This is a genomic window from Arthrobacter sp. MOO21 (assembly GCF_057369995.2).
Map to the genome: position 1 here is coordinate 2,452,571 of NZ_CM170671.2, position 25,781 is coordinate 2,478,351.

A 25,781-nucleotide genomic window follows, 5' to 3' on the forward strand; every position below is an offset into this window, starting at 1 on the left:
GCACACCGGCCGGACTAAACTTGAGCGGTGCCTAGATCCCCTTACGAGTTCACCGCCGGCAACATCCCCGACGCCCCCCGCAGCGATGCACCCGGACTGCTCGCCGCGCTGGCCGCGGACCTGCGCCGGCTGGACTACACGCTCGACGGTGTCGCCCGGCTCCTGGGCCCGACGGCCTCCGCGGCGCTGAACCGGGACCAGGTGATCCCCGCGATGCTCGCTGCCGAGCGGGCTGTCCTGGCGGACAGGGGCGCAGCGGCGCTCGCCGCCGTCGTCCGCCTCTGGCTCCTCGCCGAGCCCCAGGAACGTGAAACGCTCGACGACGCCCTGCCGGGGCTCCGCGGGGACGGACTCCTGGCGCTGGGGCTGGTGCAGCCCGTACCCGGCACATCCCTGCTCACAGCCAAGGCGGACCTGCGGCCGTACGGCTGGGACCAGAACGAGGACGGCAGCGGCGGTGCCGAACTCTGGGTGGCCAGCGACCTCGCGGCCCACCAGCAGGCGGGCGTCTTGCGGCACGACCACGTGCTGGGCATCGGACAGGCCTCCACCACCCTGGTGCAGACCACCGTCCGCCGCCACACCGTCCGCGCGCTGGACCTCGGCACCGGCTGCGGCATCCAGGCGTTCCACCTCCTGCACCACTGCGAGCATGTGACCGCCACTGACATCTCCGAACGCGCCCTCGCCTACGCCCGCTTCAACATCCTGCTCAACGCCGACGCCCTCTCCGTGGACCCGGAGCGGCTCGAAGAGCGGGTGAGCCTGCGCCTGGGCTCGCTGCTGGAGCCGGTAGCCGGGGAGGAATTCGGGCTGGTGGTCTCCAACCCGCCGTTCGTCATCACCCCGCGCAGCGCCGGCGAGGACGCCGCGGACCAGTTCACCTACCGCGACGGCGGCCTGGCGGGCGACGGGATTGTCTCCGCCCTGGTGGCCGACCTGCCCGGTATCCTGGCGCCGGGCGGCACCGCACAGATGCTCGGCAACTGGGAGGTTCCCGCCGGCGGTGAATGGCAGGACCGGCCGAGGTCATGGGTGCGCCCCGGCGTGGACGCCTGGTTCATCCAGCGCGAGCAGGTCAGCCCCGAACAATACGCCGAAACATGGCTGCAGGACGCCTCCGAGTCCCGGGACCGGAAGCACTACCGGGATGCCTACGCCGCCTACCTCGCCGATTTCGAGACGCGGAACGTGGAAGGGATCGGTTTCGGCATGGTCTGGCTGCGCCGGCCCGTGCCCGGGGGACAGGCGTCCGTGCAGTCGGCGCTGAGCCGGTTCGAGGAAATCACGTACCCCATTGAGCAGCCCATTGGCCCCCACCTGGGCGCCGCCGTCGAACGCCATGACTGGCTGGCAGCGCACAGCCTTGAGGATGCATACCTGCTCGTGGCGGACGACGTCACCGAGGAACGCCACCAGCGGCCGGGCGCCGAGCACCCGGGCGTGATCCTGCTCCGGCAGGGCGCCGGGCTGCGCCGCACCAACCTGCTGAGCACCGAACTTGCCGGGTTCGTTTCGGCGTGCGACGGCGATCTTTCGGCCGGGCAGATCGCCGGCGCGCTGGAGGCGCTGCTGGGCGGTGCAGCCGGCGACGGGGACGGGTTCGACGACGGTTCCTTCCGGCGTGCCCTCCTCACCGATGTGGCCAATCTGGTGCGCGACGGCTTCCTGGTTCCGGCCGTGGAATGAGGCCGGGGAAGCCTCCCCGGCAACCCCCCTCTTTTCCACATGGATGCGCAGAATTCTGCAAAATATGGTGAACTAGGCGAACATGGGCGCATCTGCCCGAGCAATCTTTTTCTGTAGGAGCACCGTGCCAAGCAAGGCCAAAACCGGCAAGAAACTCGTGATTGTGGAGTCTCCGGCCAAGAGCAAGACCATCGCCAAGTACCTGGGCGAGGGCTTCATCGTAGAGGCCTCCATCGGTCACATCCGCGACCTGCCGCAGCCGTCCGAGCTCCCCGCCGAGCTGAAGAAGACCTCGATCGGCAAGTTCGCCGTCGACGTTGACCACGACTTCAAGCCGTACTACGTGGTGTCCCCGGACAAGAAGAAAAAGGTGACCGAGCTCAAAGCTGCGCTCAAGGACGCCGACGAACTCTACCTCGCAACAGATGGGGACCGCGAGGGCGAAGCCATCGCGTGGCACCTGCTGGAAGTGCTCAAGCCCAAGGTCCCGGTGTACCGGATGACGTTCGGCGAAATCACCAAGGAAGCCATCCAGCGCGCCATGGGCAACCTGCGCGACGTCGACTCCGCCCTGGTGGATGCCCAGGAAACCCGGCGCATCCTGGACCGCCTCTACGGCTACGAGATTTCGCCGGTGCTGTGGCGCAAGGTGGCACGCGGCCTGTCCGCCGGCCGCGTGCAGTCCGTGGTCACCCGCATGGTGGTGGACCGCGAACGCGAAAGGATGGCCTTCAAGGCCGCCTCCTACTGGGACCTCACCGGCCAGTTCGGCGCGGACTCGGGCTCCTTCAAGGCGAAGCTCGCCGCCGTCGACGGGGCCAAGGTGGCCACCGGCCGTGACTTCAACGACGACGGTGTCCTCACCTCGAAGAACGTCGCCCACCTCAACGAGGAGCTGGCCACGTCCCTGGCAGCCGGGCTGCAGGACGCTGCGTTCCGTGTCCGTTCCGTTGACACCAAGCCCTACACCCGCCGGCCGGCCGCCCCGTTCACCACCTCCACGCTGCAGCAGGAGGCCGGACGGAAACTCCGTTTCTCGTCCAAGAGCACCATGCAGATCGCCCAGCGCCTGTATGAAAACGGCTACATCACCTATATGCGTACCGACTCCTCGGCGCTGAGCGACGAAGCCATCACGGCCGCGCGGCGGCAGGCCTCGGAGCTGTACGGCCCCGAATACGTCCCGCAGTCACCGCGGGTCTACTCCAACAAGGCGGCCAACGCCCAGGAAGCGCACGAGGCCATCCGGCCCGCCGGTGACTCCTTCCGCACTCCTGCCCAGGTGGCCTCCCAGCTCTCCGGCGACGAGTTCCGGCTCTACGAACTCATCTGGAAGCGCACCGTCGCCTCCCAGATGGGCGATGCCAAGGGTTCGACGGCGACCATCCGCCTGGGTGCCGTGTCCACCGACGGGCGTGACGCCGAGTTCTCCGCCTCCGGCACCGTGATCACGTTCCCCGGCTTCCTCGCCGCCTACGAGGAAGGCAAGGACGAAACCCGGGGCGACGACGACTCGGACGAAGCACGCCGGCTGCCGAACGTGGCCAAGGACGACTCCCTGACCGCCGCCGACATCGTGGCAGTGGGGCATGAGACCTCGCCGCCGCCGCGGTACACGGAAGCGTCCCTGACCGCGGAGCTGGAGAAGCGCGGCATCGGCCGCCCGTCCACGTACGCCTCCACCATTTCCACCATCCAGGACCGCGGCTATGTGCGGAAACAGGGGTCGGCGCTGGTGCCCAGCTGGATTGCCTTCTCCGTGATCCGGCTGCTGGAGCAGCACTTCAGCGACTACGTCGACTACGAGTTCACCGCCGACATGGAAGGCGACCTGGACAAGATCGCCAACGGCCAGGAAGCCGGCGCCTCCTGGCTGCGGCACTTCTACTTTGGCGAGGATTCCGATCCCGGCCTGCTGAGCATCGTGAACAACCTGGGCGAGATCGATGCCCGGGAAATCAACTCCATTCCGATCACCGACGAGATCACCCTCCGGGTGGGCAAGTTCGGCCCGTACCTGGAGAGCTCCGCCGCCGTGGTGGACCCGAAGACGGGCGAGATCGTCGAATCGGCGCGCGCCAACGTGCCCGAGGACCTGGCGCCGGACGAGCTGACCGCGGCCAAGGCCATCGAACTGATGGAGACGGCGGCCCCGGAGGAACGCGTCCTCGGCACCGACCCGCACACCGGGCACACGGTGGTGGCAAAGAACGGCCGCTACGGCGCCTATGTCACCGAGGTCATCCCCGAGATGACCGAGGAACAGATCGCCGCCCAGCCGGTGGAGTACTACAAGAACGGCAAGCCCAAGCCGCCGAAGAAGCCGGTCAAGGCCAAGCCGCGCACCGGGTCGCTCTTCAAGTCCATGACCGTGGAGTCGGTGACCCTGGACGAGGCGCTGCAGCTGATGAGCCTGCCCCGCGCCCTGGGCGAGGACGCCGAAGGCAACCTGATCACGGTGCAGAACGGCAGGTTCGGCCCGTACCTGAAGAAGGGGACCGACTCCCGGTCCATCGGCTCCGAGGAAGAGATCTTCACCATCACCCTGGACCAGGCCCTGGAGATCTACTCCCAGCCGAAGCAGCGCGGAGCCCGGGCAGCAGTGCCGCCGCTGGCGGAGTTCGGCCCGGATCCCGTCTCCGAAAAGAACATCGTGGTGAAGGAAGGCCGGTTCGGGCCCTACATCACCGACGGCATCACCAACATCACGGTTCCCCGCGCCACCTCCCTTGAGGAGCTCACGCGGGAGCAGGCAGTGGAACTGCTGGCCGAGAAGCGCGCCAAGGGCCCGGTCAAGCGCACGGCCGCACGCAAGGCGCCGGCCAAGAAGAAGGCAACGGCCAAGAAGTAGCCCCGCGTAACAGCATTTGGCCGGATTGCGGTGGAGAGTCCAACGTGATCGAGTAGGTGTATGACTGAACAGCAGGGAATCGACGACACCAATCCGCTCAACGACCTTGAGGAGAAGCTCGCCACCGGCGGGCAGCCCGACGCGGACCCGGTGGACGTCATCCTGTCCTTCCTGAACAGCGAGGTCTACATCATCAGCCCGGACACGGTGGAGACCGAGGATTCCCAGGTGGAGCCCCTGGTCCTGGCCAACGCCGACGGCGACCCCGTCCTGGCGGTCTTCTCACACCCCAGCCGGGTGGACCAGCCGTACCTGGAGGCTGCCCCGAACGTGCTGGGCACCCAGGGCGCGGCCATCATCGCCAACATCGGCGATGAACTGGGCCTGGTGATCAATCCAGGAGCCGCGTACGGTTTCGAAATCAATCCGGAGGGCGTGGCCAACATCAGGCGCGACTTCAAGCGCGCCGACGAGGAATAATGGCTCCATGCGGCTAGGCGTCCTCGACATAGGGTCCAACACTGTCCACCTGCTCCTGGTGGATGCGCACCCCGGTGCCCAACCGGTTCCGTTCGCGTCACACAAGCGGCCCCTGTCCCTGGTGCAGTACCTCGAACCCGACGGGAGCATCAGCGATCAGGGCCAGCATGAACTGGCTGAGTTCGTCCTGGAAGCCTGGGAGTTTGCCGCCCGGCACAAGGCAGAGGACCTGCTGGCCTTCTGTACCTCGGCCATCCGCGAGGCCACCAACGGACCGGCCGTCCTGGCCCGCGTGAAGCACGAAACCACCGTGACCCTCCAGGAACTGACCGGCAGCGAGGAGGCGTCGATGACCTTCTTCGCGGTCCGGCGCTGGCACGGCTGGGGCGCCGGCCCCATCCTCAACCTGGACATCGGCGGCGGCTCCTTCGAAATGGCTTTCGGCCAGGACGAGCTTCCCGAAGTGGCCACCTCTGTACCGTTGGGCGCCAGCCGCCTCACCCGCGACTGGCTGGCGGAGGATCCGCCGTCGGCCAAGAGCGTCAAGGAACTCCGGCGCTACATCCGGGCCACGCTCAAGCCCGCGGTCCGGGAGTTCGACGGCCTGGGCCGGGCCAACGTGGTGGCAGGGACGTCCAAGACGTTCCGTTCCCTGGCCAGGATCGCAGGTGCCGCTCCCAGCGCCGAAGGTCCCTACGTGAAACGCGAACTGCACGCTTCGGACCTGGGCATCTGGACCCAGCGGATCTCCGCCATGAGTTCCGAGGACCGCCTGCACCTGCCTGGCGTGTCGGAAGCGCGGGCCCACCAGCTGCTCGCCGGCGCTATGGTTGCCGAGGCTGCCTTGGAAATGTTCAAGTTCAAGAAGCTGCGCATCTGCCCGTGGGCGCTGCGCGAAGGCCTGATCCTGCGCCGCCTGGACCAGCTGGTGTTTGACGGCCCGCTCGAACCGGCGCCGCACGTGGCGCCATCCAAGACGGTGGAAGCCGCCGTCTAGAGCGGCTGCGTTCACCATCCAGACCCGTTAAGCGCGGAAGCACCGGGGCCGGTAACAGGAAAATGGGGGAAAACCTGTTGCCGTGCCACCGGTGCCCTGGCAGGCATCCCCATGCCTGCCGCATCACTCGCACCCTCAATGAGGTAATACCTACAGTAAGAAACCAACTTGTGCGCTTCCTGCAGTGAACATGGGAGTTGCCTGTGAATGGTTGCGAACTGCAATGATGGAGGCATGAGCAACCGAATCGCATTCCTTGGCTGTGGATCCATGAACGAAGCCATCCTTGGCGGCCTGCTGGAGGCGGGTACCGACCCCGGTGACGTCGTGGCCACTGTCCGCCGTGCTGAGAGGGCCGCCGAACTGGCCGAGCGCTACCACGGCATCACCGCGATCGCCGGCGAGGAAGAGCCGGACAACAACAGGCAGGCCACCAAGGGGGCCGCCGTCGTCATTCTTGGCGTCAAGCCCGTTGGCATTGCCGACCTGGCACGCGAAATCAGCCCCGTACTCGCACCCGGAACTGTGGTGGTCAGCGTGGCTGCCGCCGTGTCCATCGCCCAGCTCGAAGCCGCGCTCCCGGCCGGGCAGCCCGTCATCCGCACCATGCCGAACACCCCCGCAAAGCTGGGCCGCGGCGTCGTGTCGGTGTCTCCCGGGACCCACTGCTCCGCGGACCAGCTCCGGAAGGTCAAGGACATCCTGCAGGGCGCCGGAACAGTCGTTGAGGTCCCGGAGGAACAGGTGGACGCCCTGTCCGCCATCAGCGGGTCGGGCCCCGCCTACGCCTTCTACCTGGCAGAGGCGATGGCCGCTGCGGGGGAGGAACTGGGACTGGACCGCGAACTGTCCCTGCTGCTGGCCCGCGAAACCGTGGCCGGGGCAGGCCTGATGCTTGCCGAGCCGGGCGCGGATCCCTCAGCGCTGCGTAAAGCGGTCACCAGCCCCAACGGCACCACCGAACGGGCCATCGCCACGTTCGATGAGCAGGGCATCCCCGCGATCATCGCCGCCGGCGCCCGCGCAGCGGCCGACCGGGCGGCGGAAATCACCAAGCAGCTGGGCTAAGCATCAGGGCCGGGCCGCGAAGCGTTCCAGCAGGTCCACGTGGCCGGAGACGATCAGCATGTCCCGCGAGGACACCTTGGTCTCCGGCCGGGCGTAGGTGAAGTCCTCACCCGGGGACTTCACGCCCACGATGGTCACACCGTACTTGGACCGGACCTTTGACTCGTCCAGCGTGAACCCCACCGTTTCGCGCGGCGGGTACATCTTCACGATGGCGAAGTCGTCGTCGAACTCGATGAAGTCCAGCATGCGCCCGGACACCAGGTGCGCGGCCCGGACGCCGGCGTCGGCCTCCGGGTAGATGACGTGGTTGGCGCCGATGCGCGTGAGGATCTTGCCGTGGGACGGGGTGATGGCCTTGACCCAGAGGTGTTCGATGCCCAGGTCCACCAGGTTGACCGTGATCAGCACCGAGGACTCGATGGAGGTGCCCACACCCACGACGGCGGAACTGAACTCCTGTGCCCCCAGCTGGCGCAGTGCGTCGATGTTGGTGGCGTCCGCTTCCACGACGTGGGTCAGGAGGGGCGCCCACTTCTGGACCAGGCTCCGGTCGCGCTCGATGGCGAGCACTTCCCGGCCCTGCTTGACCAGTTGTTCGGCGGTGGATGACCCAAAGCGGCCCAGGCCGATCACCAGCACCGGGGCGTTGTGGGCGGGGCGCCGGGGGGCGTCGGTGGAACTAGCCAATGATCGGCCTTTCTTCGGGGTAGTGGTACAACTGGCTGCGCTGGCGCAGGGCGAGGGCTGCGGCGAGGGTTACGGTACCCACGCGGCCCGCGAACATCAATGCCGTGAGCACGTAGACCCCTTCGGGCGCTATTTCCGCGCTGAGGTTGGTGCTGAGGCCCACGGTGGCAAACGCGGAGATGGTTTCGAACAGCACCCGGTCCAGGGGCTGGCCGCTGATGTGCAGCAGCAGGAATGCGCATACCGACACCAGGGTGGCGCCGGCGACGATCACGGAAATGGCCACCCGCATGCTGCCCTGCGGGATGGTCCTGCCGTAGATCTTGACGTCGGCATCGCCGCGGGCCTCGGCAATGATGGCCAGGAACATGACGGCGATGGTGGTCACCTTGATGCCGCCGGCCGTCGAGGCGGATCCGCCGCCGGCAAACATCAGGGCGTCGGTCAGCAGCATGGTGGTGGACTCCATCTGGTTCTGGTCCACCAGGTTGAAGCCGCCCGACCGCATCATGACGGAGGCGAAGAACGCGTGCGTGACCTTGTCACCGAGGCTCATGGAGCCGATGGTCCGGGTGTTCTCCCATTCCGTCAGCGCCCACAGGACCGCCCCGGACACCAGGAGGATGAGGGAAACCTGGATGGTGAGCTTGGTGTGCAGGTTCCACTTCTTCCAGTTCAGGCCGTTCTGCTGCAGCACCATCACCACCGGGAACCCCAGGCTGCCCATGAACACGCCCACCATCAGGGGGAGCAGGATCCAAAGGTCCGTCTCGTAGGGGACGATGCCGTCCGAATGCGGGGTGAAGCCGGCGTTGTTGAACGAGGAGATGGCGTAGAAGATGCCGTGCCACACGGACTGCCAGAACGGCTCGCCCAGGGTGAGGAACCGCGGCACCAGCACCAGCGCCAGGATGCCTTCGATGGCCACCGACGTGGTGATGACGATCCGCAGCAGGGTGCCCACCTCGCCGAGGCGGCCGGCGGTGTTCATGGACTCCGCGGCAATGATCTTGCCCCGCACGCCGAGCCGCTTGCTCACCATCAGCGCAAGCAGCGAGGCGAGGGTCAGCGTGCCGAGGCCGCCGATGAAGATGCCCACGAGGATCACCAGCTGGCCAAAGAAGGACCAGTGGACCGCGGTCGAGACCACCGTAAGCCCGGTGACACAGACGGCCGAGACGGCGGTGAACAAAGCCTGGTGGATGGGGGTGGCCGTTCCGTTGGCGGACGAAACCGGCAGGGACAGCAGGAAGGTGAACACTACGCACACGGCGGCGAACGCCGTCAGGGCAAGCCTGGCAGGGGTTGCGTTGGCGATGTCGTCGATGAAGTCGCGCAACCGGGTGAAGATCCGGAGGCCGCCCTCCCGCTCCTGCCCCGGGGGGTGCCAGCTGGCCGGGGTACGGGGCCTCGACTGGCTCTGCGTCATGTTGGCTTTTCCTCGGTCGAAACTTCTTCCCCCAGTAGTAAACCACTAATGCCGGCGTAATGGCCGGGCGGGCAGCGGCTCACGCTCGGGTAGCCTGTGATTGATGACGTACCTGCCCGGTCTCAGAAAGCCCGCGCCGCCAACGATGGTGGCGTGGAGCCCCGCCATGACCGCGTACAACTTCGGCCCGGGCCACCCCATGGCACCGGAGCGGATGGACCTGACTGCGCGGCTGGCCCGCAGCCTGGGGATCCTCGACCTTGACCACGTCAACGTGGCGGCGCCGGAAGTGGCATCCGACGCCGAGCTGCAGTCCGTCCACGCACCTGACTATGTGGCGGCGGTCCGCAAAGTCAGCGCGGACCCCTCCCAGCCGGACGAATCCCGCGGGCTGGGAACCGAGGACGATCCCGCATTTGCCGGGATGCACGAGGCCGCGGCACGACTGGCCGGAGGCTCCCTGCTGGCAGCCGAGCACGTGCTGCAGGGTACTGCCGTGCATGCTGTGAACTTCGGCGGCGGCATGCACCACGCCTCCCGCGACCGGGCCAGCGGGTTCTGCATCTACAACGACGCCGCCCTCGCCGTGCAGGCACTGCTCGACGGCGGAGTGGACAAAGTGGCGTATATCGATGTTGACGCCCACCACGGGGACGGAACGCAAAACATCTTCTGGGACGATCCGCGCGTCCTCACCGTGTCACTCCACGAAACCGGGCTGACCCTGTTTCCCGGAACCGGGTTCGCCAATGAGCTCGGCGGCACGGGAGCGGAGGGCACCGCCGTGAACGTGGCCCTGCCGGCGGGAACGGCCGACGCCGGCTGGCTGCGGGCCTTTTACGCCGTGGTGCCGCAGCTGGTGGGGGCCTTCCAGCCCGGGGTGATCGTCAGCCAGCACGGCTGCGATTCGCACCGCACCGACCCCCTCACGCACCTCAACCTGAGCGTGGACGGCCAGCGCGAGGCCGCCACCGCCGTCGGAAATTTGGCGGAACGGTACTGCGGCGGGCGCTGGATCGCCACCGGCGGGGGCGGGTACAACGTCCTGGACGTGGTGCCCCGGGCCTGGAGCCACCTGGTGGCCATCGCCGCCGGACGGCCCGTTCCGCTGCGGACCCCCGTGCCGCAGGACTGGCGCGACTATGTCGAGGAGAAATTCGGCACCGCTGCGCCAGTGCTGATGGGTGACGACGTGGAGCTGTGGTGGCGGTCCTGGGAAGTCGGCTTCGACCCCAACGACGCCGTGGACCGCTCTGTGATGGCCACCCGCAAGGCGGTCTTCCCGCTGCACGGCCTCGACCCCTGGTTCGACTAAAAGCGCGGACTCCTGGCCCTGCCGGTCAGCCTGACGGCTTCTCCGTCTGGAACACCACGCCTGCCGCGCCAATAAGCCAGCCCAACAGCGACAGGGCGAACGCGCCGATCAGGTCGGTGGAGGCGGTCCCCTTGACGAGCCACAGAAGCAGGACCAGCAGGCCCACCGCGAGGTACACCACGATGGCTGCAACGATCCGCCCCGACAGGCTGGCCACAACGTCGGAGGGATTAACCATGGCGGCGCTGCCGTGCCCACGTTCGCCTGCGGGGGCAGTACCCCCACGGTCCTGGGTTTCACCATCGCCGCGGCGCACCTCGGCAATGGTGAAACCCAGGGCCGAGGCCGTCAGTGAACTCAATGATGTGGCCAGCACGCCGGCAGCCGTAACCAGGGCTCCGTTAAGGGCCGGGGCAGCGGTCCGGCCGTCAGGCACCCAGAACCCAACGCGCAGCAGAACGGTCCCCCACACCGCCACAAAAAGGCCGAGAAACACAAACGCGATGATGTTGAACAGCTGCTGCCGGAGGAAATCCATCATCACCCACCCTTCACCTCACAGGGGCCAATGTCCGCTCAGTCCGCGGCAACGGTCACACTTTTGTAGCACCGCGGGAGAATCCCGGCAACGCTTCCGGTCCGGGCGAAATAGTTGATGCCTTTCGGCGTATATGTCGCTAGGGTGGGAGGCATGGTGACAGACGACGTATTTGCCGTCATTGCGGAATCGACCCGGCGTGACATCCTGGTGTCCCTCCGTTCCGGAGACAAGGCCGTGGGCGAACTGGTGGAGGAACTGGCGGCGAGCCAGCCCACTATTTCCAAGCACCTGAAGGTCCTGCGGGAAGCGCAGCTGGTGAGCATGCGCGCCCAGGGGCAGAAACGGTACTACGCCCTCAACCGAGGGCCCCTTGAGGGCATCGCGAGCTGGCTGGAAACGTTCGACGTCGGCACCGGTGCCAAAGCCGCCGCCGCGCGGGCCGCCACGGACCAGGCAGTGTCGGCCCACCTGAAGGAAGGCGTCGCCGCTGCCGCCGCTTCACTGCCGCCTGCAGGCCGGGCCGTGCAAGCGGCACCGGCGGAACCGGCGCCGGCACAGGCGAGCAAAGAGGAAGTCCCCACGCCCGTCCTGGTGCGCGAAGGGGCTGAGCTGAGTCCCGCCGTCGTCATCCCGGGGGGAACCGGCACCCCGCTCAGCGACGACAGCGTTCCCCAGCAGATCGGCCGCACCGTGGGCCGGGCGGCCACCAAGGCAGCCGACCTGCTGGCCAACCTTCCCACCCTGCCCAAGTTCGGGCGCAAGAAGTAGGTCCCGGCCGCAGGCAGCAGCGGCCTACTTACCCAGCAGCCGCACGTGGTCCGGGGTCAGTTCGGAAACCTTGCTGACGCCCAGCAGGGCCATGGTGCGCGCCATGTCCTTTTCGAGGATCTGGAGCGTACGGTCCACCCCGGCGCGGCCGCCGGCCATGAGGCCGTACAGGTAGGCGCGGCCGATCAGGGTGAAGTCGGCGCCCAGTGCCAGGGCGGCGACAATGTCCGCGCCGCTCATGATGCCGGTGTCCAGCATGATCGCGGCATCGGTGTTGTCCGCTTCGAAGGCCTGCTTTACCTCGGGGAGCAGGTGGAACGGAATCGGGGCACGGTCCAGCTGGCGCCCGCCGTGGTTGGACAGGACGACGCCGTCCGCGCCGTGGTCCACCACCCGGCGGGCGTCCTCCACGGTCTGGATGCCCTTGACCACCAGCTTCCCCTTCCAGGTTTCGCGCAGCCAGTCCAGGTCCCCGAAGGTGAGGGTGGGGTCGAACATCGAGTTGATCAGGTCCGCCACGGTGCCGGTGTAGCGGGAGAGCGAGGCGAAGGTCAGCGGTTCGTGGGTAAGGAAGTTGAACCACCAGGCGGGCCGGTAGGAGGCGTCCAGGACGGTCTTCAGGGTCAGCGCGGGCGGGATGGTCATGCCGTTGCGCACGTCGCGGAGCCGGGCCCCTGCCACGGCCGTGTCCACGGTGACCATGAGGGTGTCGTTGCCGGCCTTGGCGGCGCGCTCGATCAACTCCAGCGACCGGTCGCGGTCCGTCCACAGGTACAGCTGGAACCAGTTGCGGCCGTTCGGGGCGGCAGCGGCGACGTCCTCGATGGACGCGGTGCCCATGGTGGAAAGCGTGTAGGGGATGCCGGCGGCCTCGGCGGCCTGGGATCCTGCGTACTCGCCTTCGGACTGCATCATCCGGGTGAAGCCGGTGGGGGCGATGCCCACCGGAAGCCGGGACGGCTTGCCCAGGATTTCGGTGCTGAGGTCTATCGAGGAGACGTTGCGCAGGATGCCGGGGCGGAACTCGATGTCCAGGAAGGCCTGGCGGGCGCGGCGGAGGGTGATTTCCCCTTCCGCGGCGCCGTCGGTGTAGTCGAACGGTGCCTGCGGCGTGCGGCGCTTGGCGATGTCCCGCAGTTCCCACACCGTGCTGGCACGCTTGAGCCGGGCTTCCTTGCTGAACTCCGGCTTCTTGAACTGCATCAGCGGGGCGAGGTCCGAGTACTTGGGGATGCGGCGCTTCAGTGCCGCCGGCACAACGGCGGACGACGCCGGAGCCGCGGCGGGTGAAGCGGCCGCGGGAACGTCGGTGGTGTCCGGGGCCGGGGTCGTCTCGGGATTGCTGGGCTGGATGGTGTGGGTCACGTGTCCTCCTATGGTCTAACCACACTCTAGGTCATGTGGTCCAACCACATCAACTACTATTTATCCATGCGTACGCACCAGCTTGTCCTGTCCTGGATCGAGAATGAGCTCTCCGCCGGCCGCTGGCCCTGGGGGGCCGGCTGCCGCCCGAACGCAGCCTGGCTGAGCACCTCAAGGTATCGCGGACTTCCGTGCGGGAGGCCATCCGGATCCTGGAGGCGATGGGTGTGGTGCGGGCGGGCGTGGGGTCCGGTCCGGAGGCGGGGACTGTGGTCATATCGGATCCGACGGCGGCGCTCGGCTCGGCCCTGCGCCTGCACGTGGCCACGCAGCACCTGCCGGTGGCGGACATCGTGGAGACGCGGGTCCTGTTGGAGTCATGGGCCGCAGGCAAGGCGCGGCCGGACGCGCCCGAGCTCGATGAGGCGGCCGATCTGCTGCGTGCCATGGACGCCTCCGGGGGCCTGGATATCAGCGGCTTCCTGGCGCTCGACGTCCGTTTCCACCTGGCCCTCGCGAATGCGGCGGGCAACGCCGTGGTCAGTGCCATGATGGGCTCACTCCGTGAATCCATCCAGGGCTATGCGGCCGAGCTGACCTCGGGGCTGCCGGACTGGGATGCTACGGCCTCCCGGTTGCGGACGGAGCACCGGGAGATCCTGGCGGCGATCAGGGAGGGCGACGGCGGCCGGGCGGCCACGCTGGTGGCCGCCCATATTGAGGGGTACTACAAAGAGGCCGGGCTGGCCGCGGGCCTCTAGCCGTGGACCGTGCTCCGCGGGGCCTTGGCGGGGCCGGTGCTGGCGCGCACTTCCAGCCGCGGCTGGTAGCTGCTGCCCGGGGCCTCGTTCCCTTCCTTGCGGATCAGCGCCCGGAGCTGGTGCCACGCCTGCTCGCCCAGTTCGGTGATGGGGACGGCAGCAGTGGTGAGCGCCGGCGTCGTGTATTTGGCAAACGGGATGTCATCGAAGCCTGTCACCGAGATATCGCCCGGCACGTCCAGGCCGCGCTCGTGCAGGCCGCTCATCAGCCCCATGGCCACGAGGTCGTTGAAGGCCAGGATGCCGGTGGCGCGGCTCGCCAGCACGGCGTCCACCGCTTCGTGCCCGGTGTCGAAATCGGAGCCGCCCTCAAGCATGGTGACTTCCACCTCCGGGTGCGCGGCCTTGAAGGTCTCCAGGCCCTTGAGCCGCATTCCGTTGGAGGCGCTGCGCGGCGGGCCGGCCAGGAAGGCCAGGCGGGTGTGGCCCAGTTCCACCAGGTGCCCGGCGATGTCCTGCACGCCCTGCCCGTAGTCCACCACCAGGCTGGGAACACCGGGGGCGGAGGTGGTGCGGTTGATCAGCACCAGCGGATGCAGTGACGGCGCGATCTCTTCCAGCTCCGCATCGCTCATGCGGGGGGCGCACAGCACCAGCCCGTCGCAGCGGCGCCGCGCCTCGCCTGCCAGGATGGTCTCCTCGCTGGAAACCTCGAAGGAGTCGGCGATGAGGACGCGGTAACCGTCCTGGGCTGCCGCGCGGCTCAGGCCGCGGAGGATGGCCTGGAATGTGGGGTTGGCGAGGTCCGGCACCACGATGCCGATGGTGTCCGTCTTGCCCAGGGCCAGGCTGCGTCCCACCGGGTTGGGCTGGTACTTCAGCTCCGCGGCTGCGGCGCGGACGCGGGCGGCGATGTCGGGGTCCACCGTGAAGTTGCCGTTCATGACCCGGGAGACCGTGGCATGCGAGACCCCGGCCTTAATTGCGACATCAGCGATGCCGATCCGGCCGCTTGCCGACTTCCTGACCATGGGGAACCCTTCGTTGAGCGCTTTGGAACACAGCATATACCGGGATGGGAAAGCGATTTCTATGCTTTTCCCCGGTTTTCCGCCCCCGTTCCCGGGCACTACCCCGGCCGGAGGCCGTCCCGCGTTAGAAAACGCTTTCCTCCAGCGCGGAGAACGGTTGACGGATCGGCTCCGCGGTTGGTACAACTGCTATTAGCGAACTGAGAAAACGCTTTCTGATGCGGTGCAGCAAGGTGCCGCCGCCCAACACCAGCGGCCGTTCCCCGGCCGGGTAAACGAGCCTTCGAAAGGGACCCCATGGTCAACACAGCCGAGACGACGCCGGCCCGAGCTGCTTCCCACGCCGGCGCGGCAACCGGCAAGGCCCGCCTTGCCCTGATCGGCACCGGCGGCCGTTCCGAGATGTATATCCGCGCCATTCTTGGCAAGCACGCGGACACGGCGGAACTGGTGGCCTTCTCCGACGTCAACCCGGGGCGCGTTGAGTTCTACCAAAAGCTCATCCAGGAACTCGGCGCCCCCGGGCCCGTCGCGTCGTTCGACCCCGCAGACCTCACCGCCTTCATCCAGGCCAACAACATCGACCGCGTCATCGTCACCACGCCTGACTACACCCACGCCGACTACATCGTCGAAGGGCTCCGCGCGGGCGCCGACGTCGTCGTCGAAAAGCCCCTCACCATTAACGCCGAGGGCTGCCGCCGCATCACCCAGGCCGTGCACGAGACCGGCCGCAACGTGGTGGTCACCTTCAACTACCGCTACTCACCCCGCAACAGCGCGCTCAAGGAAATCATCCAAAGCGGCGTGATTGGCAAGGTCACCTCCATCGACTTCAGCTGGGTCCTGGACACGGTCCATGGCGCGGACTACTTCCGCCGCTGGCACCGCGAGAAGAAGAACTCCGGCGGCCTGCTGATCCACAAGGCGTCCCACCACTTCGACCTGGTCAACTGGTGGATCGACGACGTCCCGGAACGGGTCTTCGCGTCCGGCGGCCTGAAGTTCTACGGCGACAAGAACGCTGCCGAGCGCGGGCTTGGTCCCCGGCCTGAACGCGGAACGCCCGACGCCGACGCCCCCAACGCGGGAAAGGATCCGTTCGCGCTGGACCTGAGGGAGGACGAACGGCTCAAGGCCCTCTTCCTCGACAACGAGCACTACGACGGCTACCGCCGCGACCAGGACGTGTTCACCGGCGGCATCACCATCGAGGACAACCTGGCGCTCGTGGTGGAGTACCAGGGCGGTCCGCGCCTGAGCTACTCCCTGAACGCCCACAGCCCCTGGGAGGGGTACCGGGTGGCGGTCAACGGCACCGAAGGACGCGCCGAGCTGGAAGTGGTGGAACGCGCCGCCGTCCTGCACAGCACCGACAGGAAGACTGTGGTGGACCCGAGTGCCACCCCGGTCGAGGAAGAGGACGCCGTGCGCCGCAACGGTGAGCGCCTGGTGGTCCAGCGCCACTGGGAGGCTGCCTACGAGGTGCCCATCGTCAACGGCGAAGGCGGCCACGGCGGCGGCGACGAGCTCCTGCTCTCGGACCTCTTCAACGGACCGGGCGAGGATCCGCTGGGCCTGGCCTCTCCGGCTACCTGGACGGGCTGAGGTCCGTCTCCGTGGGTATTGCCGGCAACCAGTCGCTCGAAACCTCCCTCCCCGTGCGCATTGGGGACCTGGACCTCGGCGCCGACCTCCGCCGCGGCAAGTAAGGACGAACCATGAGCAGGATATTCGTTACCGGCGGCTCCGGCCGGCTGGGCAGGAGCGTTGTGGCAGGGCTGGCCCAGGCGGGCCACGAGGTGGTCTCCGTTGACCGCGACGCCGTGCCCGCGGAACTGCTGCCGGCAGGCGTCGTGCAGGAGACAGCGGACCTCCTGGCGCCCGGGGAGGCGCTGCGGCTGTTGGGCGCAGCAAAGCCCGACGCCGTCATCCACCTTGCAGCGATCGCCGTGCCGTTCAGTGCGCCCGAGAACGTCATTTTCGGCACCAACACGCGGCTCGCCTTCGCCGTCATCAGCGCGGCGACGAAGCTCGGGGTCCCGAAGATCATCACCGCCAGCAGCCCCACCGTCCTCGGCTACGGGTCCCCGGCGGGCTGGCTGCCGCCGACGTTCCCGCTGGACGAGCGGACGCCGCCGAAGCCCTGGAACGCCTACGCCCTGTCCAAACTCATCGCCGAGCAGACGGTTCAGATGTTCGCCGCGGCGCAGGGGGAGAAGATCCGCTACGCAGCCTTCAGACCCTGCTTCGTCATCTCGCCGGAGGAATGGGAAGGCGCGCCCACCCAGCAGGGCCACACCCTCGCCGAGCGCCTCGCCGATCCCGCACTGTCCGCCCCTGCGCTGTTCAACTACGTGGACGCCCGGGACGTGGCGGACTTCCTGGACCTGCTGCTGCGGAAGATGGAGTCCATTCCCAACGGCGAGACGTTCTTCGTCGGGGCGGCGGACGCCCTGGCCACGGCACCGCTGGCGGAGCTGATGCCCCGGTTCCTGCCGGGCAGCGCGGCGCTCAGCGCGGGCCTCACCGGCACCAGCCCCGCGTTCTCCATCGCCAAGGCCCAGGAACTGCTGGGCTGGCAGCCGAAGCGCACCTGGCGCACCGAACTGAAGACCACGCCCAATGACGAGACCTCCGCGCTGGTGACCGCCGGCAGCGGAACCAAGGAGACACCATGAAATTCGACGGCGTACTGTTCTTCCCCGTCACACCCTTCACCGCCGAAGGCACCGTGGACGTGGAACTGCTCAAGGAGCACATCAGCTCCCGGCTCCCGTACGGGCCCGGCGGGGTGTTCCCCGCGTGCGGCACCGGGGAATTCCATGCCCTCAGCGTTGACGAGGTGCGCACCGTGGTGGCCGCCGCCGTCGAGGTAGTTGCCGGCAAGGTTCCGGTGGTGGCCGGAACCGGCGGACCCCTGGGCCACGCCCTTGCCGCCGCCAGGGCGGCGGAGGAAGCCGGCGCCGACGCCCTCCTGGTGCTGCCGCCCTACCTCGTCACCGGACCCACGGACGGGCTGGTGGCCTACATCGAGGCGGTGGCCAATTCCAGCAGCCTGCCGGTGATCGTCTATCACCGCGGAAACGCCAAGTTCACGGCCGCCTCCATGGCGCGGCTTGCCGCCAACCCCAAGGTCATCGGCTTCAAGGACGGCCTCGGCGACGTGGGCCTGGCCCAGGAGATCGTGGCCGCTGTCCGCGCCGCGGGCAGGGAGGACTTTGCCTTCTTCAACGGTCTGCTCACCGCGGAGCTGACGCAGGGCGCCTACCGCGGACTGGGGATCCCGCTGTACTCGTCCGCGGCGTTCGCCATGGCCCCGGAAATCGCCACGGCATACTACGACGCCTACGTTTCCGGTGACGAGGACCGCCGCAACGCCCTCCTGGAAGGCTTCTACGCGCCCCTGGTCCGGCTCCGCGACCAGACCCCCGGCTTCGGTGTTTCGCTGATCAAAGCCGGACTCCGCCTGGCCGGCCTTCCCGTCGGCTCCGTGCGCCCACCCCTGATGGACCCTACCGAGGAGCAGCTGGTCCAGCTCAAGGCCATCCTCGCAAAGGGCTACGAGCTGGCCGGCCGCTGATGGGCGCCCCGGCCGCCGAAGCGGTCCGCACCGCACCCCGCATCACCGGGCTCTCCACCCGCCTCATCACCGTTCCGCTGCGCCGGCACTGGGGTGCGGAGGCGCCCGAGAACCACGTCATCGCCACCGGGATCCACACGGACGACGGCGGTGCCGGGCACGGTTTCTCCTGGACGCCCACCATTGGCCCCCAGGCCGTCAAGGCGTTGCTTGACTACGACATCGCGCCGTTCATCACGGGCCTGCCCGTGAACCCGGAAACGGTGTGGGACGCGTTGTGGAAACGGCTCCATGAGGCAGGCGGCGGCGGGCTCACTACCATCGCGATGGCCGGCGTCGACCTTGCCCTGTGGGACCTGCAGGCGCGCCGGGCCGGGGCCTCCGTCACCGGCATGCTGGGCCAGCGGCAGGAATCCGCCGAGGTCTATGGATCCGGGGTGAACCTGCATTACACGCTGGAAGAGCTCGTGGCGCAGGCCGAGCGGTGGGTTGCCGCCGGCCACCAGGCGGTGAAAATCAAAGTGGGCAAGCCCGACCTGCGCGAGGACGCCGAGCGGGTGGCGGCCGTCCGTTCCGTCCTGGGTCCGCACCGCAGGCTCATGATCGACGCCAACCAGCGCTGGGACCTGGCCACCACCTTCCGGGCGCTGGACGTGCTGTCCGAATTCGGGCTGGAGTGGCTGGAGGAACCCATCAGGGCGGACGACCTCTGGGCCTACCGCCGGCTGCGCAAGCACTCGCCGGTACCCATCGCCCTTGGCGAAAACCTGCACACCATCTACCGGTTCCGCGATTTCATTGAGGCAGAGGCGGTGGACATCATCCAGCCAAACATCATCCGGGTAGGGGGGATCACCCCGTTCCGGCGGATCGTGGAGCTGGCGCGGACCCACAGCATCAGGGTGATGCCGCACCTGCTGCCGGAACTGTCAGGCCAGCTGGCACTGACCCTGGCGGAGCCCACCATGGTGGAGGACGTCGAGGAGGCGTCCTTCGAACAGCTGGGCATCCTGGACGGGCCGTCGCCGGTGCGGTTCAGCAACAGCAGGCTGACCCTTGCGGACCAACCCGGACTCGGCTTCCGCTTCCGGGACGGGCTGTAACAACGTACGTACATCCACAGAACAGGTATCTGACGTGACAACTGCAACGCTTTCCCTGTCCGGGCTCACGGCCGCCGCAACGGAGGCCGCCCGCTTTTCCGCGGCTGCGTCCGACGCCGAGCGCGCCGGCTGGCTCCATGCCGTGGCGGACGCCCTGGACGCCAACGCCACCGAACTGGTGGAGATCGCGGATGCCGAAACCAGCCTGGGCATCACCCGCCTGACGGGCGAGGTGGCACGCACCACCGGCCAGCTTCGCCTGTTTGCGCGGGTCATCACCGAGGGCTCCTACCTGGAAGCCATCATCGACCACGCTGATCCCGCCGCCACCCCGCCCAGGCCGGACCTGCGCCGAATCCTCAAGCCCATCGGTCCCGTGGCTGTCTTCTCGGCGTCGAACTTCCCGTTCGCGTTCTCGGTGGCCGGCGGCGACACCGCTTCCGCCCTGGCCGTTGGCTGCTCCGTGATCGTCAAGGCCCACTCCGGCCACCTGCGGCTCTCCGAACGGACCGCGGAGGTCGTGGCGGAGGCCCTCAGTGGCGCGGGCGCACCGGACGGCCTGTTCGCCCTGGTGCACGGCCGCGAAGTGGGCACAGCCCTGGTCCAGGACCCTGCCATCAAAGCCGTCGGCTTCACCGGCTCCATCCCGGGCGGCCGTGCCCTGTTCGACCTCGCCACCTCGCGGCCTGAGCCCATCCCCTTCTACGGGGAGCTCGGCAGCCTGAACCCCGTGGTCATCACGGCCGCGGCTCTGCAGGAACGCTCCGGGGAACTCGCGGCCGGCCTCGCCGGATCCTTCACCCTGGGCGCCGGACAGTTCTGCACGAAGCCCGGGCTCGTTTTCATTCCGGCCGGGACGGACTTCGCCGCCCAGGTGGCACAGGCCAGCAAGGACAAGCCGGCCCTGGGCATGCTGACCAGCCGGATCGCGGAAGCGTACCCGGACGGGCTTCGCAGCTTCGCCTCGGTGGAGGGCGTGGACGTGGTCAGCGGCAGCGTCGACCAGGACGCGGCGGCCAACGGGGCGGCGCCGGTGGTGTTTTCCACCACCGCGGCCAGGGTGCTGGAGCGGCCGGAACAGCTGCTCGAGGAGTGCTTCGGACCCACCACGATGCTGGTCGAATACCAGGACCAGGCCGAACTGTCCGAGGTCCTGGCCAGCGTGCCGGGCAGCCTGACCGCCACCCTGCACGCCCAGCCCGGCGAAGGCATCGGGGATCTGGTGGAGCAGCTCTCCGGACTCGCCGGACGCGTCCTGTTCGAGGGCTGGCCCACCGGCGTGGCTGTGAACTGGGCCCAGCAGCACGGCGGCCCGTACCCGGCCACCACGTCGCTGTTCACCTCGGTGGGCGCGACGGCGGTCCGGCGCTTCCAGCGTCCCGTCGCCTACCAGGACGCGCCGGAAACGGTGCTGCACCCGGCCTTGCACGAAAGCAACCCCTTGCGCATCCCGCGCCGCGTGGACGGGGAACTGCAGCTTCCCTAGCCGACAGCCACCGCACGCAAAGAAAACCCCGGGACCGCTTCGGTCCCGGGGTTTTCCGGCATCTTTGGGAACGTCCTACAGTTGCAGTGTCACCGGACGCTGCAGCCCGTTCACGGCGGTGGTGGGCCAGCGGGGATCCACCGTCAGCACCCGCAGCCCCGAATCGGTGAGCTGCACCGTGTCCTCGATCTTGACGCCGGGACCCGACGGGTTCCACGTGAAGGTCTGGCCCGGCACCACCAGGTCCGTGACGGCCGACGTGACCCGGGGATCACGGCCTGCATAACCGGCGGGCCCGCCCTGGTGGTGCTGTTCCCACTGGTCCGCGCCGAACCCATGCCGCAGGTAGGCTGCCTTGATCTCCGCGAAGATCCCGTCCAGCCGGGCGCCCGGGACCGTGGCGTCAAAGATGTCCGCTTCCACCCCAGCGATGCGTGCTTCGGCGTCGAGCTCTTCGGCCGTGCCGGCGTTGAACCTCACCCAGCGGGTGATGTTGGTTACCAGCCCGTCGCGCCGGGCGCAGACCACGGCCATGGCCCGGCGGCCCAAGGGGGAGTGGGTAGCCAACGGGTGCCGGAATCCGCTCCGGGAGCTGCCGTTGCACAGGAGGACCAGCGGCTCCGCGCCTGCGGCCACCACCCGGGCTGCCAGCGCCGAGGCCACCTCGAATTCCGTAGTGTCGGGCCGGGTGGTGGAGAGGACATCCGTCATCATCACCGCAACCTCCGCGCTGAGCCGGGCATACCGGGCGCTTTCGGCCGGGAGCAGCTGCTGGCGGGCGGCCCGGAGTTCGGCAGCCACCTCGGTTTCGGCCAGCGGAAGCCCGTTGCCGCTCCCGGCGGCGGCCGCGGCCTGGTGCAGGTTTCCATACCAGGGGACGGTGCGCAGGTTGACGCCGGGCGGGAGCTCCTCGGCCGCGATCCGGCCTGCCTCGTTGTTGAACGTCACCAGGTGGTCGCCGTCGCGGTCCACCAGCAGCGCGGCGATCGGGTCGCCGGCCAGGCTGATGTGCACGCGGCTGCCGTCCAGGTACCACGTCAGCGCGGTGTGCGTGGTGAGGAGCACCGAGTTCCGGCCCGCCGCGTCCAGGATGTCCAGGACGCGCTGGCGCTTGACGGCCCGGTCAGCCGGGGAGGCCGGCGCCCGGCGCGCCTGGACCTGTCGATCGGGTACGGCTGTAGTTTGCGTCATGACGGGTCCCCCTGCTGGTTGATCAAAGCTTCGATGTCGGTGGTGGCCAGGATGCCGTCGGCCACGAAAACGGTGATCTGCCGCCGCACCGGACTGCCGGGTTCTGCGATGGCGGGCGCGTCCCACGCCAGCGACTGCCCGACGCCCGGGTAGCCGTCGACGCGGACGAACCAGGGGTCCGTCGAGCCCTCCGGTGCCACGAAGACCAGGGTGGCCGGTCCGCTGTCGAACGTTCCGGACCCGCCGAATTTTCCTGACCAGGCGAGCCAGCGCGTGGTGCTGCCGTGGGCCTTCGACTCGCCGCTGCCGGCGGGTGTCCACACAGTGGCGTCCGCGCATTCGGGCAGCCGCCAGAAGAAGCCCCCGTAGCCGCCCTCAAAGCGGCCGTTGGACCCGGGGCTGCCCAGGCTGACCGGCTTATCACCGGCAGGGGAGAGCGCGAAGTCCAGGGACAGGCGCCAGATGGAAGGCGCGACGCCGGACCACGCCCAGGTGCGTTCCTCCAGCAGGACCGGGGCGCCGTCCGGGCCGTTCCAGCTCAGGCTCTGCTGCAGCTTTCCTGCGGCGGCGCCGGACCGGGCCGCGGTTTCCTCAACAGCGGTAGCGGTGACGGCGATGCTGCCGTGGTCGGGCCGCCAGGTGTACTGTCCGGCGTCGCGGGTGTAGGTGCGGCCGCCCCAGAAGTTCACCCCGTCCACGTCCTGCAGCGCCACCCCGGCGCCAAGATGCCACACGTGGTCCAGCGGCTGGTGGTCCGTCACCACCGTGCCGTTCAGCGTCCGGACCGGATGCAGGTAGGGACGCGGCGAGGAGACGGCCCGTATGTGGCTTCCGTCCTGATACCCGGCCACGGGACGGCCGTCAAGGGTGAGGGTTCGGGCCGGCGGAAGCTGCCGTGCCCAGGGCACGCCGAGTTCGGCAAAGGTTGCCTGCGCCTTAACGGCGCGGTCCATCAGGGCACTGATGCCGTGCACCACTGGGTGGGCATTGTCGCCCTCGCCTTCCCAGCTGACGTGCGCAGCGTCGATCGGCGCCGGTTCAGGTGCGGTGCGGATGGCTTCCAGGACGGCGGTAAACGCACCGGTATCCTCCAGGGCGCAGAGCAGCGGCGCCCCCGTTGACCTGGCATCCAATAGGTTTTCCAGCAGGTCGGTGCGGCTGAACGTTTCGCGGCGCTCGCCGTCGGAGGTGGTGATGACCATCTCGTCCCGCGTGTAGTAGAGGCTGATGTCGCCGAGGGTGCCGTGCACCGTGACGGAAGGGTCCAGCTGTTCGGGGCCGCAGAGCGTGAGGGCACACAGCAGCGTGGTTCCCTGCGCGGTACGGATCCGCAGCACGGAGGTGTCGTCGCTTTCGGTGTCGTGCGCCCGGTAAAGGTCCGTTTCCACGGACGCGACGTCAGCCAGCGTGCGGGCTCCTGCAACGTGCAGGGCTGTGGCCACGGCATGGGCCAGCGCGTTGGTGGCCACGCCATCCACCACGTCCACGCCGTCCAGGCTTCGCTGGCCGGCCCAGCGTGAGCGTTTGAAGTACGCCTTGCTCCGCACCCACTGGCCGGTGGCGCTGAGGCCCAGGACGTCGCCGATTCCTCCGCCTGCCACCAGTTCCGCGATGGCCGGCAGGGCAGCCGACCCCAGGCTCTGGAAGCCCACCTGGACCAGGCGGCCTGCATTCCGGGCCGCCGCCATCACGTCCTCGAATTGGGACAGGGAAGCCACGGGCGGCTTCTCCACATAGACGTCCAAGCCCGCCGACAAAGCCGCAACAGCCAGCGGCGCGTGCGTCTGGATGGGGGTGGCGAGGATGGCGACATCGATGTCCGGCTGTGCGGCCAGCAGGGCGGCAAGGTCGGGAAACACTGCCACAGATTCGGTGAGGGTGCCGGGCCCTGGAGGGGTGGGGTCGGCGACGGCCACCAGTTCCAGCCTCCCCGCCTCCTGCAGCCGGGCCAGGTTGGCGAGGTGCCGTTCGCCGAACCCGTGGACGCCAACGAGCGCAATTCTGGGAACGTCTGTGGAAAGGGTGCCGGCGCCCGGCAGCTTGCCGGGTTCGGAGGCGGGGTGCTGAGCGGTCACGGGGTTCCTAGGAGGTGTTGGTCGGGGTCTGTGGCTGAAGGTTCCAGCGTTGCAGCCAGGAAGTCGAGGGCTTCATCCTGCATGGCGGACGTGAAGACGTGGCCGCCGGACCAGAAGCTGCCCGTGTAGCGGGCGGTGCCTGCGTGCAGGGACTCCAGCATCCCGTGGGCCCGGCGCATGCCGTCCTCCGGGAAGAGCTGGTCCGCCAGGGCATACTGCACCAGGAATGTGGCCGTGGCTGCGCGGGTGGTGAGCTCAGGCCAGTCGCCGAGCTTCCACAGCCCGGGAGTTTGCAGCAGCCACGAGTGGGCGTCAAGGTAGGCGGGCAGCAAAGACTCGAAGGTGGTCATCATGCAGGCCACCACCGACGCACGGACCCGGGAATCGAGGGCGGCCAGTACGAGTGAGCGGCCGCCGCCACCGGAGAAACCGATGCAGCCCAGCCGGGAGCTGTCCACGCCGGGTATCGCTGCCAGGATGTCCAGGGCAGTGAGGTCGTCGTACGCCACCATGCCCGCCAGGCTGGTGCCGAGCAGCCCGGCGGTCTTGGCAACAGTGTCCTCGTGGAAGCCCGCGGCGGCGTTGTAGTCATCCGCTTCGGACGGTACGACGCCGTCCTGCCGCCACAGCGCACGCCGCGCCTCCAGTGCGGAGGCCGTGCGCCACGGGGGAATGGAGAGGTCGAATTTGCGGCTCCCCCAGGCGAACGAATCGTGGGCAAGTACGGCGAAGCCACGGCGTGCGATGTCGGTGGCCAAGGCCCGGCCGTCATAAAGCCCGGCGCGTGCGGCGGCAGCTGACGGGTGGTTCGCCGGCAGCTCCACCAGCCGGTCGGCGCCGCCGAACTTGTTGCCGCCATGGCAGTGCAGGGCAAGCACTCCCGGCAGGCTGCCGGAACTTCCGGCCGGACGGACCAGCCAGCCAGTAGTCCGGGGCCCGAAGCCCAACTGCCAGCTCAGCTCGGAGGTGGTGGCGCCGTCGTACGTTTCTTCCCAGTGGACGGTGACCTCCGGCAGTCCGGATGCCGCCGGAACTCCCAGGGCATCCGCGAGTTCCTGCGCCCGGGGAGCGGGAGCAGTGTGTCGCGGGTGGCTCCGCACATAGGCCGGCCAGTCCTCGTAGCCGGCGATGGCACTGGGCCGCGTTGCCTCATCCATCTGGCTGCCTCCTTTCGTCCGGCTCCGGTGCTCCACATCCGTACGAAGCGGTTGCGCGGGGTTTGATTGGTTTCGGAGGGCCAGTGTCAGCGCCGCGCGGGCCGGCTGTGACCTTGGCCGATTTACTGAGACCAAACTTCATTGTCCTGCCCCTCATTATGGTTTGCCTTGCGCAGGTCAGCGCGGAGCAGAAAACGCTTT

Annotated in this window: 19 protein-coding genes and 2 pseudogenes; 13 read left to right on the forward strand and 8 right to left on the reverse strand. The window is 68.4% G+C overall.

Annotation, left to right across the window (positions count from 1 at the left end; genetic code table 11):
* The first annotated feature begins 27 nt into the window (after positions 1-27).
* From AC2JAJ_RS11365 to proC, 5 genes are all read left to right on the forward strand, one after another.
* Complete coding sequence (locus AC2JAJ_RS11365) at positions 28-1,689, forward strand: DUF7059 domain-containing protein (protein WP_501053123.1); 1,662 nt, start codon at positions 28-30, stop codon at positions 1,687-1,689.
* Between the two features lie 124 nt (positions 1,690-1,813).
* Positions 1,814-4,540, forward strand: coding sequence for a type I DNA topoisomerase (gene topA, locus AC2JAJ_RS11370; RefSeq protein WP_486415805.1), 2,727 nt, complete (start codon positions 1,814-1,816; stop codon positions 4,538-4,540).
* 60 nt (positions 4,541-4,600) lie between these two features.
* On the forward strand, positions 4,601-5,020 hold the full coding sequence (locus AC2JAJ_RS11375; protein ID WP_486415804.1) for an SseB family protein: 420 nt from the start codon (positions 4,601-4,603) through the stop codon (positions 5,018-5,020).
* Positions 5,021-5,027: 7 nt separating this feature from the next.
* Positions 5,028-6,017: a Ppx/GppA phosphatase family protein gene (locus AC2JAJ_RS11380; RefSeq protein ID WP_221386071.1), complete on the forward strand. Its 990-nt coding sequence runs from the start codon at positions 5,028-5,030 to the stop codon at positions 6,015-6,017.
* 234 nt (positions 6,018-6,251) lie between these two features.
* On the forward strand, positions 6,252-7,085 hold the full coding sequence (proC, locus tag AC2JAJ_RS11385) for a pyrroline-5-carboxylate reductase (protein ID WP_221386072.1): 834 nt from the start codon (positions 6,252-6,254) through the stop codon (positions 7,083-7,085).
* Between the two features lie 3 nt (positions 7,086-7,088).
* On the opposite strand, the gene AC2JAJ_RS11390 is transcribed toward proC, so the two are convergent.
* A complete protein-coding gene (locus tag AC2JAJ_RS11390) occupies positions 7,089-7,727 on the reverse strand; it encodes a potassium channel family protein (RefSeq protein ID WP_171059109.1) in 639 nt (212 codons plus the stop codon).
* A gap of 40 nt (positions 7,728-7,767) precedes the next feature.
* Positions 7,768-9,204, reverse strand: coding sequence for a TrkH family potassium uptake protein (locus AC2JAJ_RS11395; protein WP_486415803.1), 1,437 nt, complete (start codon positions 9,202-9,204; stop codon positions 7,768-7,770).
* Positions 9,205-9,307: 103 nt separating this feature from the next.
* Here AC2JAJ_RS11395 and AC2JAJ_RS11400 point away from each other — a divergent pair, with 103 nt between their 5' ends.
* Positions 9,308-10,519, forward strand: coding sequence for an acetoin utilization protein AcuC (locus tag AC2JAJ_RS11400; protein ID WP_486415802.1), 1,212 nt, complete (start codon positions 9,308-9,310; stop codon positions 10,517-10,519).
* Positions 10,520-10,544: 25 nt separating this feature from the next.
* On the opposite strand, the gene AC2JAJ_RS11405 is transcribed toward AC2JAJ_RS11400, so the two are convergent.
* The gene (locus tag AC2JAJ_RS11405) at positions 10,545-11,060 is read right to left on the reverse strand and encodes a hypothetical protein (protein WP_486415801.1); all 516 of its coding nucleotides are present in this window, start codon (positions 11,058-11,060) and stop codon (positions 10,545-10,547) included.
* 150 nt (positions 11,061-11,210) lie between these two features.
* Between AC2JAJ_RS11405 and AC2JAJ_RS11410 the strand changes: the two genes are divergently transcribed.
* Positions 11,211-11,828, forward strand: a complete 618-nt coding sequence (locus AC2JAJ_RS11410; protein WP_486415800.1) for an ArsR/SmtB family transcription factor — start codon at positions 11,211-11,213, stop codon at positions 11,826-11,828.
* A 24-nt stretch (positions 11,829-11,852) separates the two neighbouring features.
* On the opposite strand, the gene AC2JAJ_RS11415 is transcribed toward AC2JAJ_RS11410, so the two are convergent.
* A complete protein-coding gene (locus AC2JAJ_RS11415) occupies positions 11,853-13,193 on the reverse strand; it encodes an alpha-hydroxy acid oxidase (protein ID WP_486415799.1) in 1,341 nt (446 codons plus the stop codon).
* Positions 13,194-13,259: 66 nt separating this feature from the next.
* Between AC2JAJ_RS11415 and AC2JAJ_RS11420 the strand changes: the two are divergent.
* A pseudogene (locus tag AC2JAJ_RS11420) lies at positions 13,260-13,954 on the forward strand (FadR/GntR family transcriptional regulator).
* Here AC2JAJ_RS11420 and AC2JAJ_RS11425 read toward each other — a convergent pair.
* Positions 13,951-14,985, reverse strand: coding sequence for a LacI family DNA-binding transcriptional regulator (locus AC2JAJ_RS11425; protein ID WP_486415797.1), 1,035 nt, complete (start codon positions 14,983-14,985; stop codon positions 13,951-13,953). The pseudogene AC2JAJ_RS11420 and the gene AC2JAJ_RS11425 sit on opposite strands and share 4 nt — an antisense overlap.
* A 297-nt stretch (positions 14,986-15,282) precedes the next feature.
* Here AC2JAJ_RS11425 and AC2JAJ_RS11430 point away from each other — a divergent pair.
* The 5 genes and pseudogenes from AC2JAJ_RS11430 (at position 15,283) to AC2JAJ_RS11450 (ending at position 21,157) form a co-directional block, all read left to right on the forward strand.
* Positions 15,283-16,697 (forward strand): annotated as a pseudogene (locus AC2JAJ_RS11430) (Gfo/Idh/MocA family protein).
* 9 nt (positions 16,698-16,706) lie between these two features.
* Entirely contained in the window at positions 16,707-17,666 is a 960-nt protein-coding gene (locus AC2JAJ_RS11435; protein ID WP_486415795.1) for an NAD-dependent epimerase/dehydratase family protein, read from the forward strand.
* On the forward strand, positions 17,663-18,568 hold the full coding sequence (locus AC2JAJ_RS11440) for a 5-dehydro-4-deoxyglucarate dehydratase (RefSeq protein WP_486415794.1): 906 nt from the start codon (positions 17,663-17,665) through the stop codon (positions 18,566-18,568). The genes AC2JAJ_RS11435 and AC2JAJ_RS11440 overlap by 4 nt, the downstream gene beginning before the upstream one ends.
* On the forward strand, positions 18,568-19,671 hold the full coding sequence (locus AC2JAJ_RS11445) for a mandelate racemase/muconate lactonizing enzyme family protein (protein ID WP_486415793.1): 1,104 nt from the start codon (positions 18,568-18,570) through the stop codon (positions 19,669-19,671). The genes AC2JAJ_RS11440 and AC2JAJ_RS11445 overlap by 1 nt, the downstream gene beginning before the upstream one ends.
* Positions 19,672-19,705: 34 nt before the next feature.
* A complete protein-coding gene (locus AC2JAJ_RS11450) occupies positions 19,706-21,157 on the forward strand; it encodes an aldehyde dehydrogenase (NADP(+)) (protein WP_486415792.1) in 1,452 nt (483 codons plus the stop codon).
* A 75-nt stretch (positions 21,158-21,232) separates the two neighbouring features.
* On the opposite strand, the gene AC2JAJ_RS11455 is transcribed toward AC2JAJ_RS11450, so the two are convergent.
* Genes AC2JAJ_RS11455 through AC2JAJ_RS11465 form a run of 3 tightly spaced genes read right to left on the reverse strand, consistent with a single transcriptional unit; the run spans position 21,233 to position 25,580 of the window.
* A complete protein-coding gene (locus tag AC2JAJ_RS11455; protein ID WP_501053124.1) occupies positions 21,233-22,348 on the reverse strand; it encodes a M24 family metallopeptidase in 1,116 nt (371 codons plus the stop codon).
* Positions 22,345-24,423 (reverse strand): DUF6807 family protein, encoded by a 2,079-nt coding sequence (locus tag AC2JAJ_RS11460; RefSeq protein ID WP_486415790.1) that lies wholly within the window; start codon positions 24,421-24,423, stop codon positions 22,345-22,347. Before AC2JAJ_RS11460 ends, AC2JAJ_RS11455 begins: the two co-directional genes overlap by 4 nt.
* Positions 24,420-25,580 carry an acetylxylan esterase gene (locus tag AC2JAJ_RS11465; RefSeq protein WP_486415789.1) on the reverse strand — a complete coding sequence of 387 codons (1,161 nt, stop codon included), beginning with the start codon at positions 25,578-25,580 and terminating at the stop codon, positions 24,420-24,422. The genes AC2JAJ_RS11460 and AC2JAJ_RS11465 overlap by 4 nt, the downstream gene beginning before the upstream one ends.
* Positions 25,581-25,781: the final 201 nt, after the last annotated feature.

Excerpts from the sequence above, each read along its gene's own strand:
- AC2JAJ_RS11375 (WP_486415804.1), top strand. The coding sequence starts at position 4,601 with ATGACTGAACAGCAGGGAATCGACGACACCAATCCGCTCAACGACCTT.
- AC2JAJ_RS11380 (WP_221386071.1), top strand. The coding sequence starts at position 5,028 with ATGCGGCTAGGCGTCCTCGACATAGGGTCCAACACTGTCCACCTGCTC.
- proC (WP_221386072.1), top strand. The coding sequence starts at position 6,252 with ATGAGCAACCGAATCGCATTCCTTGGCTGTGGATCCATGAACGAAGCC.
- AC2JAJ_RS11395 (WP_486415803.1), bottom strand. The coding sequence starts at position 9,204 with ATGACGCAGAGCCAGTCGAGGCCCCGTACCCCGGCCAGCTGGCACCCC.
- AC2JAJ_RS11400 (WP_486415802.1), top strand. The coding sequence starts at position 9,308 with ATGACGTACCTGCCCGGTCTCAGAAAGCCCGCGCCGCCAACGATGGTG.
- AC2JAJ_RS11405 (WP_486415801.1), bottom strand. The coding sequence starts at position 11,060 with ATGATGGATTTCCTCCGGCAGCAGCTGTTCAACATCATCGCGTTTGTG.
- AC2JAJ_RS11410 (WP_486415800.1), top strand. The coding sequence starts at position 11,211 with ATGGTGACAGACGACGTATTTGCCGTCATTGCGGAATCGACCCGGCGT.
- AC2JAJ_RS11425 (WP_486415797.1), bottom strand. The coding sequence starts at position 14,985 with ATGGTCAGGAAGTCGGCAAGCGGCCGGATCGGCATCGCTGATGTCGCA.
- AC2JAJ_RS11435 (WP_486415795.1), top strand. The coding sequence starts at position 16,707 with ATGAGCAGGATATTCGTTACCGGCGGCTCCGGCCGGCTGGGCAGGAGC.
- AC2JAJ_RS11440 (WP_486415794.1), top strand. The coding sequence starts at position 17,663 with ATGAAATTCGACGGCGTACTGTTCTTCCCCGTCACACCCTTCACCGCC.
- AC2JAJ_RS11445 (WP_486415793.1), top strand. The coding sequence starts at position 18,568 with ATGGGCGCCCCGGCCGCCGAAGCGGTCCGCACCGCACCCCGCATCACC.
- AC2JAJ_RS11455 (WP_501053124.1), bottom strand. The coding sequence starts at position 22,348 with ATGACGCAAACTACAGCCGTACCCGATCGACAGGTCCAGGCGCGCCGG.
- AC2JAJ_RS11465 (WP_486415789.1), bottom strand. The coding sequence starts at position 25,580 with ATGGATGAGGCAACGCGGCCCAGTGCCATCGCCGGCTACGAGGACTGG.